Raw genomic sequence first — 14,244 nt, forward strand, 5'->3', positions numbered from 1 at the left:
CAAAGTCTATAATAAACCTAGTATTGACTCTGCAGATTGATTCGCTTGCCCACGAAGTGCAATGGATGCTTGAGACAAAATATCATTAGATATCTGTTGAGATATAGCCTGAGCATAATCAGTATCTTGAATACGACTTTGGCTTGCTGCAATATTTTCTTGCTGCGTCCCCAGCCCCTTAATAGTACTCGCTAAGGTATTTTGAAAAGCCCCTAACTCTGCACGTTGGCGGTTAATTTCGTCTGCTGCTTGGTCACTGATATCAATAGCAGCTTGTGCCCCCGCTTGTGTAGAGATATCAATGGTTGAGATTCCTGATGCAAAGCTACCGTCCCAGGGTGTGGTTGTTTGCGTGGTATTGCCATCAGGCCCTACTTGAAACGACACAGATTGACCATCAAATAAAGGTTTACTACCGAATGTGGCATTTTCGAATGTTTCTGATATCTGCGTTTGCAATTGCGATACTTCTTCTTGCAGTGCAGCCCTATCATTATCTGTAAGGGCACCATTACCCGCTTGAATTGAGAGCTCGCGAATACGCGACACAGCATCATTGACACTCGACAGGTTTGACTCCGCCGTTTGTGAATATGAAATACCATCATAAGCATTTCGTACAGCTTGGCCATAACCATCTTGTTGCGAGGTTAAACGGTCTATAATTTGCAAAGCCGCAGCATCATCCGCCGCAGAATTAACTTTTTTACCTGTAGCAAATTGCTCAGCAAGCTTATTACTAGTTTGCTGCGTTTGGTTTATAAGCAGGTTTGAGTTATCAATTTTCATAGCAAGCTCCGACACTCTATTTGGTTAAATTATAGCTTAATTTGCCAAATTTTATACTTTGTACCATGTTTAAACTAAATTAACTTGGCATCACACTTGCTAACTTACTCTGTTACTATGTAAAGTATTGAGAAATGTGTCAAAATTCTCACAATGCGTACTGCACTTAAATAAATAGCTACGCCAATGATAAATAACTTGGATAACATTATGTTCGACAACAAAACAATTTTAATCACCGGTGGTACCGGGTCATTCGGCAAAAAGTACGTAAAGACATTGCTTGAACGATACAATCCTAAAAAAATCATTATATTCTCTCGTGATGAATTAAAGCAATTTGAAATGCAACAGGACTTTGATCAACCATGTATGCGCTATTTTATAGGCGATGTTCGCGATAAAGATAGGCTACTTCGCGCTATGCGAGGGGTAAATTATGTGATTCATGCGGCAGCTCTTAAGCAAGTGCCTGCTGCAGAATATAACCCTATGGAATGTATTAAAACAAATATTAACGGGGCTGAGAATGTAATTGATGCCGCCTTAGATAATAATGTTGAAAAAGTAATAGCGCTTTCTACTGATAAAGCAGCCAACCCGATTAACTTATATGGCGCAACAAAACTTGCTTCTGATAAGCTATTTGTTGCTGCTAATAATATTGCGGGTGGACATAAGACGACGTTTTCTGTAGTTCGATACGGTAATGTTGTGTGTTCACGGGGTTCTGTTGTGCCTATTTTTCAAAAGTTTATTGACCAAAGCCGCGACCACATTCCAATCACTCATGAAGAGATGACGCGTTTTTGGATTAGTCTGCAGCAAGGTGTAGATTTTGTTTTGACTAACTTTGAACGAATGTTAGGTGGTGAGATTTTCGTTCCTAAAATACCTTCTATTCGCATTATTGATCTTGCCAAAGCCATGGCGCCCGACTTACCTATTAAAGTTATCGGTATTCGTCCTGGTGAGAAGCTTCATGAAGTAATGTGTCCTGCAGACTTATGTTTTGAAACCTACGAATATAAAGACCATTTTGTAATTGCCCCAGGCATCAAGTTCAGTAGCCGTAGCAATGACTTTACCGTGAATGCAATTGGCGAAAAAGGTAAAAAAGTAAAACAAGGCTTTGAGTATAACTCTTTAAGTAACCCACACTATATGACCCTTGAAGAAATCAAAAACTTCAATGTCCAAGCATTGCTGTAATACTTATGATGATGAACAAGGTAATTCCTTACGGCAAGCAAAGTATTTCACAAGACGATATTAATGCCGTTATTGATGTCTTAAAATCTGACTGGTTAACACAGGGGCCTGTTGTTCCTGTATTTGAAAAGGCAATCGCAGACTACTGTGGTGCAAACGATGCTTGCGCTACAAACAGTGCAACTTCAGCCCTGCATATTGCTTGTCTTGCTCTAAGTGTTGGTGAAAGTGACTTGGTATGGACTTCGCCAATCTCTTTTGTAGCTTCAAGCAATTGCGCGCTGTATTGTGGAGCAGAAGTAGACTTTGTTGATATTGACCTTGAAACGGGCAATATGTCGGTTACAGCCCTTAAAGAAAAATTAATAGTTGCCAAGCATAACAAGCGACTTCCCAAAGTGGTTATCCCTGTTCATTTAGCAGGTCAATCATGCGATATGGTCGCGATAAATGAACTTGCCAAAGAGTATGGCTTTAAGATCATTGAAGATGCCTCTCATGCTATTGGGGCGACGTATAAAAACAAGCCTGTTGGCAGCTGTGAGTACTCAGACATTACTGTTTTTAGCTTTCACCCTGTAAAGATCATCACTTCAGCTGAAGGTGGTATGGCGGTTACTAACTGCGAAAAACTCAATAAGAAAATGAAGCGCTTACGCAGTCATGGCATCACTAACAATCCAGATGAAATGACTGAACCTAGTCATGGTCCTTGGTATTATCAACAAATTGAGCTTGGCTTTAATTATAGAATGACTGACATACAAGCAGCATTGGGGCTAAGCCAATTAAAACAACTAGATAACTTTGTAAGAGTACGTAACGACATTGCAAAAACATATGACCATGCGTTTGCAAATCCAGCTGTAGCTCATTTAATACAATCGAATGATTGTTACTCTAGCTACCATTTATATATTGTTCGATTAACGCAGTGTGGCGTAGAAAAACACAAATCAGTCATTACAGGCATGCGCGAGCAAGGAATTATTGCTCACTTGCATTATATACCCATTCATTTACAACCCTATTATCAAGCATTGGGCTTTTCTGAAGGCGATTTTCCAAACGCTGAAACATATTACAAACAGGCTGTTACAATTCCTGTGCATCCAACAATGACAGCGCAAGAGCAGCAATTCGTTATCAATACATTGATTGGTTTAGTATGAAGCTTGCTCTAGGTACAGTGCAATTTGGCTTGGACTACGGTGTTAGTAATAAGCATGGTCAACCTAGCATTGCCAAGGCTCATGCCATTTTAGATATTGCAAAAGACGCCGGTATTACTACATTAGATACAGCACTTGGTTACGGTGAGAGTCACCAAGTGTTGGCATCCTATCCTCCGATTAATGACTGCTTTAACATAGTTACTAAGTTACCCCCACTACAAAAAGAGCAATTTTCTAATAAGGATACAGATCATTACATTGCATTAATTGAGCAATGTTTTTCAGATTTTAAAACTCAAAAACTAAACGCAATCCTATTTCACCAAGCAAGCGACATTGAGAAACTAGGTGTAGCGCCCATTTTAGCGTGTTTAAAACAACGACAATTAGAAAGTCAATTAGCGGGTAAAGGTGTTTCTTTGTATTCAGGTGCAGAGGTGGATAGCTTCAAACAGTTGAGCGAAATTAACCTTGTGCAAATACCTTACAATGCATTTGATACCTACTTTAAACATACTGGCGCTCTTTCATTACTAAGTAAAAACAAAACACAAGTGCATGCTAGATCTTGTTTTTTACAAGGCTTGTTATTAATGCCAATCAATGAGTTAGCTAGTTACTTTAAACCTTGGAAGCAAGATTTATTATCATTTCATCAGTTAGCGCAGCATCTTAGTGTGTCGGCACTAACACTCAGCCTTGCATATGCTTTAAAAGAAGATGAAATAGATAAAATAGTGGTCGGTGTGAACTCAGAGTCTGAGTTAGAGCAAATTTTAGAGGCCTATCAGAGCAGCATCAAAATCTCTCACGACGTGCTCAAAGAAATGACTGTTAATGATCCAAGACTCACCAATCCAGCAAATTGGCAACTATAAATAGTTTAGAAAAAAGATTGATTGCCGATAAATGGCTATGATCAAAAAAGGCAGATATATATGAATGACAACAATAAACAATTAAAACTTGCCTTCATTGGCGGTGGCAATAACTCAGCTGTAGGCTATGTTCACTTCGCCGCAAGTCAACTCGATAACAAGTTTGCAGTTGTTGCAGGTGCCTTTTCAAGAAACCCCGATGAAAATAGTGCTACAGCGCAGAGATGGGGAGTTTCAGAAAAGCATTTATACAACAATTGGGAAGAACTTGTAGAGCAAGAGAAAAACCATGTTGATGCATTTGTTATACTGACACCAACACCCCATCATATTGAGGTAATAACCACGCTTCTGAGGGCGAACTTACCGATTATTTGCGAAAAAGCCCTTGTAACCGGCCCTGCAGAAGTCGCTGAAATTGAAGCCTGCTACGATAAAAATAAACACTTTCTAGCTGTTACATACAACTACAGTGGCTATGCGATGGTCAGAGAGTTGAAACACCTAGTAAAGCAAGGTGCCCTTGGCACTATCCAAAAAATTCACCTTGAAATGCCACAAGAAGGATTCAGAAGGCCGCCAGATATTGCAGGTAAACCATCGATGCCACAAGCATGGCGTTTAAAAGATTTTGAAGTGCCAACTATTTGCTTGGATTTAGGGGTGCATTTACACCACTTATCAACATACTTACTTGAAATGGAGCCAACGGAAACAATCGCACAATTTACTAACCATTCTCAATACCCAAATTTAATTGATGATGTAAATATGTTGCTGAACTACCCAAATAACATAAAGGGTAGTATGTGGATGTCAAAAACGGCGATAGGTCACCGCAATGGACTTCAAATCAGAATATACGGTGACAAAGGAAGCGCGCGTTGGTTCCAACTAAACCCTGATGAATTAGAGTTAAACTACAATGACGGGCGCAGAGAAATCTTAGATAGAGCCGGACAGTGTGAGTATGCTAACCAATTTAGATATAACCGAATGAAGCCAGGTCACCCAACAGGATTTGTTGAAGCTTTTTCTAATTTATATACAGATATTTACGAAGAACTTTGCTGTTACTTAGCTGGTACAGACAAAAAAAGTGACTATGTATTTGGCTTAGAGCAAGCAAAAGACGGCTTGAATTTATTTTCTGCAGCAAATAGCTCTGTAAAAGAGAAAGCGTGGGTCAAAGTTTATTGATGTCTCTTCTACACAATAAAAATATTTCAGAAAAATTATTGAAGGAAAATGTATGCACTATTTTCAAATGGTAGGGTTCAATGGCAAGAAAAACTTAAAATTGCTTATGGGGGATACCAGTACAGGTAACTTAAAAGAAATTGATAAAAGAGTGTTATTTAAGAGACATGTTGAAGTCATTAATCTTGAGTTATCATACGAGTGTAACCGAAAGTGTGATTATTGCCCTGTCAGTTTTTCTGATAGACAAAACTCTCAGTCTTATATGAAAGATAACCTGATAGAAAAAGTCTGCAAAGAATTATCAGAGATCCGATACGATAACAAAATATCACTAAACCTTTATAATGAGCCGCTTTTAGATAAGAAACTAGCTGATAAAATTTGTACTATTCGCAAATACCTACCAGCTGCACACATTGGGTTTAACTCAAATGGTGATTTTTTGCGATTACCTTTACTAAAGGACCTTTCTTATAGTGGGTTAAATCATATTTGCGTTACATTACACCCTTTACCTAATGTTAATCAAGATAATACAATAATTCAGCGTAGATTACTTAAGGTATTGAAAAGGCTTGAATATAATTTCATTGATGATGAATTAGATATTTCTTTCATTGAATTAAACAACTCTTTCTCATGCTATGTAGAAGGTGTCAGAATATTGATTCAATGGCCAGACTGGAGAAAGGACGGTACAAATAGGGGCGGCACACTTGAGAATAACAGTGCTGAAGTAAACAAAAGAGTCTCTCCTTGTGCTAGGCCGTTTCGTGAGTTTACAATTTTTTATGACGGTAATGTTCAGCCATGTTGTGAATCATTTCACGATAACAAATTTAACTTGGAGAATGTTGGTAATATTTCTGATCAAAATCTATTTGACCTATATACTTCAAAAAAATTAAACCAGATGAGACGGTCACTATATGACTTCAGTGAGAAAACGGGTATTTGCTCTGAATGTACGGTTGGAGATTTTAGTTCATATTCTGAAGATAAGTCAAGAAAAGAGCTATTAGCTGAGATTAAAGACTTTTCTATTCCTGAAAAGATCGACTGCCAAACTAAGTTTGATTAAATCTCACTTTGCTACCCTTCAGCTAGGAGTTTAGTCTATTTATGTATTTCAATATTAACAGCTTTTTAATGACTATAACCATAGGATACATATGGATATTAAAAATTTAATTGAAACTGAACTAAGCTATTTTAAGCCAATTCTAGATAGTCAATCTAAAGTTAGTGATAACAATTTAGCTATATGGAGAAACGAAACCGTCCAGCAGAGACAGGAACGGATTTCTTTAGAATGTTACGATCTATTGAAAGGCCAAGTTTCTTATGGTCCATTTAAAGGGCTCAAATTAAATAAGGACACTTGGTGGGGTAAATTAGATCTTGGCTCAATGTTACTTGGGCTATATGAGAAAGAAATACTCGATATCATTTCTAATATCAAACAAGATGAGTATTCTAACTTCATAGATATAGGTGCTGCTGATGGCTATTATGCGTGCGGTATTTTAAATTCGAAAAAAATAAACAATGCTATTTGCTTCGAGCAAAGCCAAAAGGGTCAGGAAGTAATTCATCAAAATTGGATAAATAATGGTTCTTTGGGAAGCTTAACAATCTACGGCGAGGCAAATCTACAGAGCCTTGAAAGGCTATCAGAAGAAGATGTTCAAAACGCGCTAGTGTTAATAGATATCGAAGGTTTTGAGTTCGAATTATTAACTGCTGAAGTCCTGGCTGTACTCAAAAATTGCACCATCATTATTGAAATACATAACTGGGCCGATGATTTTATAAATAAATATCGCACACTGCTTATGAATGCAGCAAAACATTTTAAAATTGAACCATTAAAACCGGTTGATAGAAGTTGCTTTAATTACCCTGAACTACGCCACTTTACTGATGACAATAGAGCTCTATTAATATCAGAAAGGCGTCCATGTCTAATGAGGTTTATAAAATTAACACCTCTTTAAGTATTGGGCTACGGAGGTATAGCTAAAGTTATTACAACTCTAGCTATATCTTTCTTTTACATTCTGCCGAAGAATTTTGCCTAAACTACTTCTTTCAAAACTATCAATTTGCTCTAACACTCTAGGCTGTTGATAATCGGTTAATTGTTGTAAACACAGTTTCTTTATTTCTGTTTCATTTACTGACGACGAGAGCGTTGTATAGACAACTTTTATTACCTCACCAAACTGAGAGTCTGGAATTGAAAAAGCCACGCAATCTTCGATGTCTGGATGCATTTTTATCACGGCTTCAATATCTTGAGGGTATACATTGATTCCGCCGCTTGAGATCAACTCTTTTTTACGACCAACATAATATAAATAGCCTTGCTCATCAAGGTAACCTAAATCACCTGTTTTGAAAAAATCACCAAGATAATAAGCTTCTCGCGTTTTTTCAGGTAATTTATGATACCCGTTAAACCCGGTTGTTGTTTTACAACAAATTTCTCCAACTTCAGTTGCAGCTAATTCTTGGCCATGCTCATCGGTAATTTTCACAGTAACGAATGGTAAAGCATTGCCTACACTGCCGCTCAATTCAGGATGTTCTGATACCGCAAAATCAGTCACAACACCAACCTCTGAAGCACCGTAACACTCGTGTAAGCGGCAACTAAGCAAAGAAAGTAAGATTTGTTTACTCTCTTTATCTAATACCGCCGAAGAGGATACGAGGCAGCGTAAAGAGCTCAAATCATGCCCTTCAACACCGTTTTGAATTAAGCTTACTAATTGAGCCGAAACGGCAAATAGAAAACTCACCTGCTGCTGTTCAATTGCTTGTAGCCATAGCTTCAAATTAAACTTTGGTAATACAACCGTTGTTGCACCAAGCATCAAAGGCATTAGCACACCACGCTGAGCTAATGAGTGGTACATAGGAGTCGCTACGAGAATAACGTCATCGGGCGTTAATCCGTAGTAGTTTATGGTCGCATAAAATGCTCTATTTACTTTACATGCTTGACTCAACACTATTGGCTTAGGTTGACCAGTAGAACCAGAAGTCATGGTTAAGATATAAGGTGCTTGCGTATCAATTGTATCAGTAAAAAAGCATTCTGCTTCAGCTTGTTGAACACAAAACCAATTTGTTTCATTAGCAACACTTTGGCCTAATGTTATTAAATTTTCAGCTTCAATAAGATTATCTGCAAGAAGTGATTTGCTAATGGTCGGCCAAGCAATCACCTTAGCAACGGGGGTTTTCTTAAGAGCAACGGTCAGAGCAAGCCCTTTTAAGCTAACAGGTAACGGCACAGCGGCTAAACCTAATTTAGCGATTGCCAGCAGCGAAACAATAAATTCAATACCGTTAGGTGCAAATATTGCGACACGTTGGCCTTGCGTAACACCTTGTTTTAAAAAATGGCTAGTAAGCTTAATAACTTGCTGATTTAATTCATCATACGTTACGCTTTGCTGTTGAAAAAAAACAGCTACCTTAGTGGGAGTGTTAGCGACATTCGTAGCAAATAACTCATAAATACCTTTATCCACACACTCACCCTTTTCCTACAAAATTAAAATCATCAATCGAAGCATTTGGAAATAAATGTTGAGTCACTGCCATTTTTTTAGCATCCCCTGCAATAGATTTAAATCCTGCTCGCTGATTAAGCAAATTTACAAACTTATTTTCTTTATTAATAACGGCTACCCACATTGCATCTGGGTTTGTTTGCTCAGTCTCTTTTAGTTGCCAATCTAATACTAGTTGAGCATGGGCAAAATTAACATCGTCACTTGCAGCAAACCAACCACCTATTAAATAATTTTGCTGCTCTATTTCATACAATTGATGCCAAACGTAAAGTAACGGCTTGCCTTTCACTTCCATAACATAAGAGTCGCGACGATTAGCAAACCACCAGCAATAATGATCAAGTTGATCGATATCTTTTGTGATCGTCATTCGCCAAGCATTGTTCGGTAAGTTTCTCGCTGCCAAATAGCGGTTTATGTCCTGAACAACCACTCGCCTTAACGTAATAGTGTCGGTTAAATGCTGGTGCTGGCTTTCAATTAGGTTGCTATTGGCTTGAGTAATCTGGCTAGAAGCTAGCTCTGAAGTAATTAACTTGGCAACACGACTTGCACCTTCGCCATCAATTTTTACAGCAACATTTTCACGCATTAGGTGGATGCGTTCTATATTTTGTAGCATTGCTAAAATGAGCTTTAAAACCTGTTTTGGCGGATAGTCTATTAAGTTTGCGATATGGAAATAATGCCCCAGATCATCTAATGCAGTTTGTTGATTTTCTTGATTCTTTGCGATTGAGAACGTTAACGCAGGGGTTTTAGTCGCGGCCAGCTCATACAAGGACATGCCTAAAGCGCCAACAAACAAGGTGCAGCTTTTATAGTATTTGGCTAAACAACGAGGTGCTTCAATTAAATTTAATTGCGAGTTGCCTAAAGCTAACTCATGTAGCAGAGTGACCGATGTAGCATTAGGGCCTATAATTACATTAACTTTATACTCTGGCGCTGTTTCAAGAATTAATTGAATAATTTCAGTAAGCTTTTTCCAGTCGCCACCACCACCGAGAGAAAACATAAGCTCTTTATTTGAACGCTCAGTTTGCACGCAGTTTCGATACGCCGGCGACAGCATCGAAAAATCAGGACCGAGTAAAAAGTTTTGTGATTCAAATGCAGTACTTTGGTAACGTGACGAAGTCTTTTCAGCACTCCATTTACTATCGATAACAAGCTCAGCTAAATGCTCCCTTTCAAGATCGTCTATCCCAATAATGGATGACACATGCTTTGCCATCTCTGACTCCCACTCGATATCAAAACGATAGCTATCAATGAGTAGTTTATCAACTATTAGTTGCTGGTCGTTGAAAAGCTGAACACAATTCGCTGCATCTTCTATTTGTGATTTTGCATGGGGTAATATATGGATATTTCCGAGCTGTTCAGTTAATTGATGTGATAATCGTGTATCGACTAAAAAAACAACCTCTTCACCCAAGCGTTGTAATTCCAATGCGAGCCATTTACAACGCATAAAGTGACCCAAGCCACATAATGTATCGACTCTAATTGCTATCATTTAACTTCACTAACGCAGTAGCTAAATTTCCTACTTTTGCATTCTCACTGTCAACCATTAACTCTGGAGGAACAGCAATACCATATTCGGTTTCTAAGCTCATAATAAGGCTCAGTATCTCAAATGAGTCTAAAGCCCCAGCAGCCACAAAGTCATATTCTACAATGTCAGCATCTTCAACAAATACGCCGCGCTCTAATAAAAATTGCTGAACCGATTGGATTAAGTCTTGTTTCATATCGCTCACTTAAGGTCACTCCAAGACAATTGAGTGCCACAACGTAACTCTTTATTAACTGTTCGTCCAATAAGGTTTGGCAGCTCTTTTGGCGTAATTTCGCCGCCCCCTGGGCGCATTTGTCTTAAATGCTCAGGGCTCAGCGGCTCTCCAGCTTTAATATCTTTGATAATGTAAACACAGCGACGTGCTTTTGAGGCAACGGATGGATAATCAACTTTGCCCAGTGCTTTTTCAATTTGTCTCACACCATGGACAAGGGCCTGAAGCTCCGATGGCGTCATTGAAAAAAAGCTATCCGCAGTATTATCTGTTTTGTCTAATACAAAGTGCTTTTCAATCATACATGCACCTACGGCAACTGAAGCCAATGGCACATCATTTCCCAATGTATGATCAGATAAACCAACAGGGCACTCAAAAGCCTGTTGCATGTGAGGAATAGTTCGTAAATTAATAGTCTCTGCAGGAGCAGGATAAGTGCTTGTACACTTCATCAATGCAAGTTCAGTAACCCCCGCATCTTCAGCGACTTTGACCGCCTCAGCAATCTCAACTAACGTCGCACCACCTGTTGACATAATAACGGGTTTACCGGAAGTGGCTACATCACGAATTAATTGGTGGTCAATTAGTTCAGGTGAAGCAATTTTATAAGCTGGTGCATCAAACTGTGCTAATAAATCTACTGCAGATTTATCGAAGGGTGATGAAAAACAAGTAAGTCCAAGTTTTGCTGATAGTTCAAACAATTCCGCATGAAAATCCCAAGGCATAAAGGCTGTCTTGTATAAATCATGTAAGTACTGACCTTGCCATGGACCAGTCGCTTCAAAGTGAGGAAGTTTACAATCCATGGTTAAAGTATCTGCGGTATAAGTTTGTAGCTTAATCGCATCAGCACCGGCTTCATGAGCGGCATAAACTAACTCTTTAGCTTTATTTAAACATTGACCATGGTTAGCTGACATTTCAGCGATGATATAACAAGGATGATCGTGCCCTACCCATGTATCAGCTATTTTAAATTCTTTCTTAAACATATTACCCAACTTGAACTTGTTCTACGTGCTCATTGATCTTAAGTATATCAGGATGAGAGCTTAGCATTTGTTTTAATTCATCAAATGTGAAGTCGGTACGGTAATCAAACAAGCTATAAATGGCTTTAATTAACTCATAATCAGCTGGCTCATCTAAAGTTAAACGCCAATGACTGAAATCATCGACGTTTTTATAATCAGCCACTTTCATATTTCTGCAAATATATTGCGTCATATGCTCTTTTTCAAAATCTTCTGTTGCGTATTCAAAGGCTGATTTAAGCGCCTCAAAAGTAAACACTTCTGTATCAAAGCCATTAGGGAAACCACAGTGAGGGCCAGCCGAAATATAATCATACTCACTGCGCACACTATAAAAATGATCTATAACACGTGCGGTTTCAGTTAAATCAATGAGAGGGCAATCACTGGTACAACGAACAATTACGGAATCCGAGTTTGCATTTACAGACTGTGCAGCTAGGTAATAGCGACTTAATACATTGTTAGTGCCACCTTCAACGTATTTCACACCCAGTCGTTCACACAATTCAGTTATAGGTCGTTGAGTTCCATCATCTGTTGTCGCGATAATGATCTTCTCTTTAAAAGGAGCTAATCTTTCAAGCATCACTTCTAATACAGGCTTTGTTCCAAGAGGTAGCATTACCTTTTTAGGTAAACGAGATGACGTCATTCTAGCTTGAATTACAATATAAAAATCTTTGTTCAGAAGCTTTGAAACAAGCTGTTCAGTAAAAGTATTCAACAACTTAAAACTCCCATAACATTGTTATACCGCCATCATTTCGACCATCATCTACAACTTTAAAACCTATTTTATAATAAGCCGAAACGGCAGCAGTATTGACTGAGTCAACACCAAGCTGCATTTTAGTAATACGTAATTGCTGTTTTGCATGGCTTGCAAAACATTCTATTACTTCCTTTGCAACACCTTTGCCATGCCACGCTTTTTCACCTATCAAAATACCCATTTCGACACAATCTCGGTTTTTTCCTTTGATGATAAACTTAATATTTCCAATATGATCATCAGTATCAAGAGTAAAAATGCCATAAAAATACACATCTTTATCTGCAAGCTGCTCTTCAATATATGCAACAAGGCCACTGTTAGACTCTGGTTTATTTAGGATAAATTCGCTTACACCTGAATTCAACCAGTTTAAATACTTAGCAGATGCATCAGCTGCTTCAAGATATCTTAGTTTAAACCTATTTGAAGTCAGTAAGTTCATCTTAATTCAGCCTTTTAAAGCCTGACGTTGATGGAACAACATGTGCAAGTAACTCTGGATTTTCAATCGCATCGGCTATGGCCGAAAACGCATTATCAACCGCTTTTAAATAAGTCTCAACGTGGTGCTCTTTGTGTGCATACATGCAGTAAAACATATTAGTTGCTAACACACCTTGCTCTAACATTTTCTCAATAAAGTAAGATTTAAGCGTCAAAAAGTTTTCATTCTTTAAACTAAAGTGGCAAAGGGCATCAATACCAGAAACATGAATTTCAAGGCCATGCTTTTGCGCTAAACTTAGCCAGCCATCCTTAATTTTTGCACCGATTACAGCTATATGCTCATGGACTTGGTGTTGCTCGTAATAGTTAATCGTTGCTAATGCAGCTGTAGGCCCTACTCGTTCAGTCCACATTGTGCTAGATATAAAACTTGTTTGAGCTGCATCCATCCATTTAGACTTGCCAATTATAGCAGCCATTGCATAACCATTAGCCATTGCTTTAGAAAACACAGCAATATCCGGGTTAATACCTAGTTTCAAATGTGAACCACCACAGTTGATTCTAAAGCCCATAGATATTTCATCAATAATTAATGGGATATTTAATCGTGCTGCAATCGCTTCAACTTGCTGCCAGTATTCTTCAGATGGGGCAAAATTTCTCATTGGCTCCATCACGATAGCAGCAAGCTCATCACCATTTTCAGCAACTAACTGCTCTAGAGCTTTGATATCATTAAAAGGAAAAGGTAATGCTGTTCCTGCTAGAGCTTTTGGAACACCTTTAGGTGAAAGGCCAGGAATTAAATGGTCGTTAAGATTACTATTACTTGTAACATTGGCTGATAAGTACCAATCATGCCATCCATGATAACCACTAAAAGCAATTTTATCTTTACCTGTTGCTGCTCGTGCAATACGAACTGCGACAGTCATTGCTTCACCGCCACAACGGGCATATCTAACTTCTTCAGACCAAGGGTGTAATTCTAATAACTTCTCAGCAAGCTCAACATCCTCTGGGCAATTTAAGCTAGAACTAACCCCATTTCGAATAGAGTTAATAACCGCATCATCAACTTCATCTATCGCGTAACCAAGAATATTTGCACCGATACCAGAAATAGACATATCAAGATACTCATTACCATCAAGATCCCAAACTTGGCATCCTTTTGATTTAGAAAAATACCCAGGCCAAATATTGGTACTAAACATATCTGGTCGCTTAGAAAGTAATTGAGTTAAGCCAGGAATTATCTGTTTTGCTTTTTTTTGCAAAGATAAACTTTTTTCTAATTTGTTATTATTCATTAATAAATCCGCTA

Annotated in this window: 14 protein-coding genes; 6 read left to right on the forward strand and 8 right to left on the reverse strand. The window is 38.3% G+C overall.

The features are described from left to right. Nucleotides 1-6: 6 nt before the first annotated feature. Complete coding sequence (locus QMA12_RS07205) at nucleotides 7-789, reverse strand: flagellin (RefSeq protein ID WP_290210864.1); 783 nt, start codon at nucleotides 787-789, stop codon at nucleotides 7-9. A 210-nt stretch (nucleotides 790-999) separates the two neighbouring features. Here QMA12_RS07205 and pseB point away from each other — a divergent pair, with 210 nt between their 5' ends. The 6 genes from pseB (at nucleotide 1,000) to QMA12_RS07235 (ending at nucleotide 7,254) form a co-directional block, all read left to right on the forward strand. After that, nucleotides 1,000-2,001, forward strand: a complete 1,002-nt coding sequence (pseB, locus tag QMA12_RS07210) for a UDP-N-acetylglucosamine 4,6-dehydratase (inverting) (RefSeq protein ID WP_290210865.1) — start codon at nucleotides 1,000-1,002, stop codon at nucleotides 1,999-2,001. A gap of 8 nt (nucleotides 2,002-2,009) precedes the next feature. After that, on the forward strand, nucleotides 2,010-3,173 hold the full coding sequence (pseC, locus tag QMA12_RS07215; protein ID WP_290210895.1) for a UDP-4-amino-4,6-dideoxy-N-acetyl-beta-L-altrosamine transaminase: 1,164 nt from the start codon (nucleotides 2,010-2,012) through the stop codon (nucleotides 3,171-3,173). Then, complete coding sequence (locus tag QMA12_RS07220) at nucleotides 3,170-4,054, forward strand: aldo/keto reductase (RefSeq protein WP_290210866.1); 885 nt, start codon at nucleotides 3,170-3,172, stop codon at nucleotides 4,052-4,054. Before pseC ends, QMA12_RS07220 begins: the two co-directional genes overlap by 4 nt. Nucleotides 4,055-4,114: 60 nt before the next feature. Beyond that, a complete protein-coding gene (locus QMA12_RS07225; protein ID WP_290210867.1) occupies nucleotides 4,115-5,254 on the forward strand; it encodes a Gfo/Idh/MocA family oxidoreductase in 1,140 nt (379 codons plus the stop codon). 52 nt (nucleotides 5,255-5,306) lie between these two features. Then, nucleotides 5,307-6,338, forward strand: a complete 1,032-nt coding sequence (locus tag QMA12_RS07230; protein ID WP_290210868.1) for a radical SAM/SPASM domain-containing protein — start codon at nucleotides 5,307-5,309, stop codon at nucleotides 6,336-6,338. Nucleotides 6,339-6,429: 91 nt separating this feature from the next. Then, nucleotides 6,430-7,254, forward strand: coding sequence for a hypothetical protein (locus tag QMA12_RS07235; protein WP_290210869.1), 825 nt, complete (start codon nucleotides 6,430-6,432; stop codon nucleotides 7,252-7,254). A gap of 39 nt (nucleotides 7,255-7,293) precedes the next feature. On the opposite strand, the gene QMA12_RS07240 is transcribed toward QMA12_RS07235, so the two are convergent. Genes QMA12_RS07240 through QMA12_RS07270 form a run of 7 tightly spaced genes read right to left on the reverse strand, consistent with a single transcriptional unit; the run spans nucleotide 7,294 to nucleotide 14,230 of the window. Beyond that, nucleotides 7,294-8,799, reverse strand: a complete 1,506-nt coding sequence (locus tag QMA12_RS07240; RefSeq protein ID WP_290210870.1) for a class I adenylate-forming enzyme family protein — start codon at nucleotides 8,797-8,799, stop codon at nucleotides 7,294-7,296. Between the two features lie 4 nt (nucleotides 8,800-8,803). Beyond that, nucleotides 8,804-10,366 carry a UDP-2,4-diacetamido-2,4,6-trideoxy-beta-L-altropyranose hydrolase gene (gene pseG / locus QMA12_RS07245; protein WP_290210871.1) on the reverse strand — a complete coding sequence of 521 codons (1,563 nt, stop codon included), beginning with the start codon at nucleotides 10,364-10,366 and terminating at the stop codon, nucleotides 8,804-8,806. Beyond that, entirely contained in the window at nucleotides 10,353-10,604 is a 252-nt protein-coding gene (locus tag QMA12_RS07250) for a phosphopantetheine-binding protein (protein ID WP_290210872.1), read from the reverse strand. The genes pseG and QMA12_RS07250 overlap by 14 nt, the downstream gene beginning before the upstream one ends. Nucleotides 10,605-10,609: 5 nt before the next feature. After that, on the reverse strand, nucleotides 10,610-11,647 hold the full coding sequence (pseI, locus tag QMA12_RS07255) for a pseudaminic acid synthase (RefSeq protein ID WP_290210873.1): 1,038 nt from the start codon (nucleotides 11,645-11,647) through the stop codon (nucleotides 10,610-10,612). A gap of 1 nt (nucleotide 11,648) precedes the next feature. Further along, a complete protein-coding gene (locus tag QMA12_RS07260; protein ID WP_290210874.1) occupies nucleotides 11,649-12,419 on the reverse strand; it encodes a glycosyltransferase family protein in 771 nt (256 codons plus the stop codon). 1 nt (nucleotide 12,420) lies between these two features. Continuing rightward, nucleotides 12,421-12,909 carry a GNAT family N-acetyltransferase gene (locus tag QMA12_RS07265; protein ID WP_290210875.1) on the reverse strand — a complete coding sequence of 163 codons (489 nt, stop codon included), beginning with the start codon at nucleotides 12,907-12,909 and terminating at the stop codon, nucleotides 12,421-12,423. A 1-nt stretch (nucleotide 12,910) separates the two neighbouring features. Further along, complete coding sequence (locus QMA12_RS07270) at nucleotides 12,911-14,230, reverse strand: aminotransferase class III-fold pyridoxal phosphate-dependent enzyme (RefSeq protein WP_290210876.1); 1,320 nt, start codon at nucleotides 14,228-14,230, stop codon at nucleotides 12,911-12,913. Between the last annotated feature and the right edge of the window lie 14 nt (nucleotides 14,231-14,244).

This window comes from Pseudoalteromonas sp. APC 3893 (assembly GCF_030408095.1).
In the GTDB taxonomy this organism is placed as follows: Bacteria; Pseudomonadota; Gammaproteobacteria; order Enterobacterales; family Alteromonadaceae; genus Pseudoalteromonas.

Bases quoted from the DNA above. Each gene is read 5' to 3' on its own strand.
- pseB (WP_290210865.1), top strand. From the start codon at position 1,000: ATGTTCGACAACAAAACAATTTTAATCACCGGTGGTACCGGGTCATTC.
- pseI (WP_290210873.1), bottom strand. From the start codon at position 11,647: ATGTTTAAGAAAGAATTTAAAATAGCTGATACATGGGTAGGGCACGAT.
- QMA12_RS07225 (WP_290210867.1), top strand. From the start codon at position 4,115: ATGAATGACAACAATAAACAATTAAAACTTGCCTTCATTGGCGGTGGC.
- pseC (WP_290210895.1), top strand. From the start codon at position 2,010: ATGATGAACAAGGTAATTCCTTACGGCAAGCAAAGTATTTCACAAGAC.
- QMA12_RS07220 (WP_290210866.1), top strand. From the start codon at position 3,170: ATGAAGCTTGCTCTAGGTACAGTGCAATTTGGCTTGGACTACGGTGTT.
- QMA12_RS07265 (WP_290210875.1), bottom strand. From the start codon at position 12,909: ATGAACTTACTGACTTCAAATAGGTTTAAACTAAGATATCTTGAAGCA.
- QMA12_RS07235 (WP_290210869.1), top strand. From the start codon at position 6,430: ATGGATATTAAAAATTTAATTGAAACTGAACTAAGCTATTTTAAGCCA.
- QMA12_RS07205 (WP_290210864.1), bottom strand. From the start codon at position 789: ATGAAAATTGATAACTCAAACCTGCTTATAAACCAAACGCAGCAAACT.
- QMA12_RS07270 (WP_290210876.1), bottom strand. From the start codon at position 14,230: ATGAATAATAACAAATTAGAAAAAAGTTTATCTTTGCAAAAAAAAGCA.
- QMA12_RS07230 (WP_290210868.1), top strand. From the start codon at position 5,307: ATGCACTATTTTCAAATGGTAGGGTTCAATGGCAAGAAAAACTTAAAA.
- pseG (WP_290210871.1), bottom strand. From the start codon at position 10,366: ATGATAGCAATTAGAGTCGATACATTATGTGGCTTGGGTCACTTTATG.
- QMA12_RS07250 (WP_290210872.1), bottom strand. From the start codon at position 10,604: ATGAAACAAGACTTAATCCAATCGGTTCAGCAATTTTTATTAGAGCGC.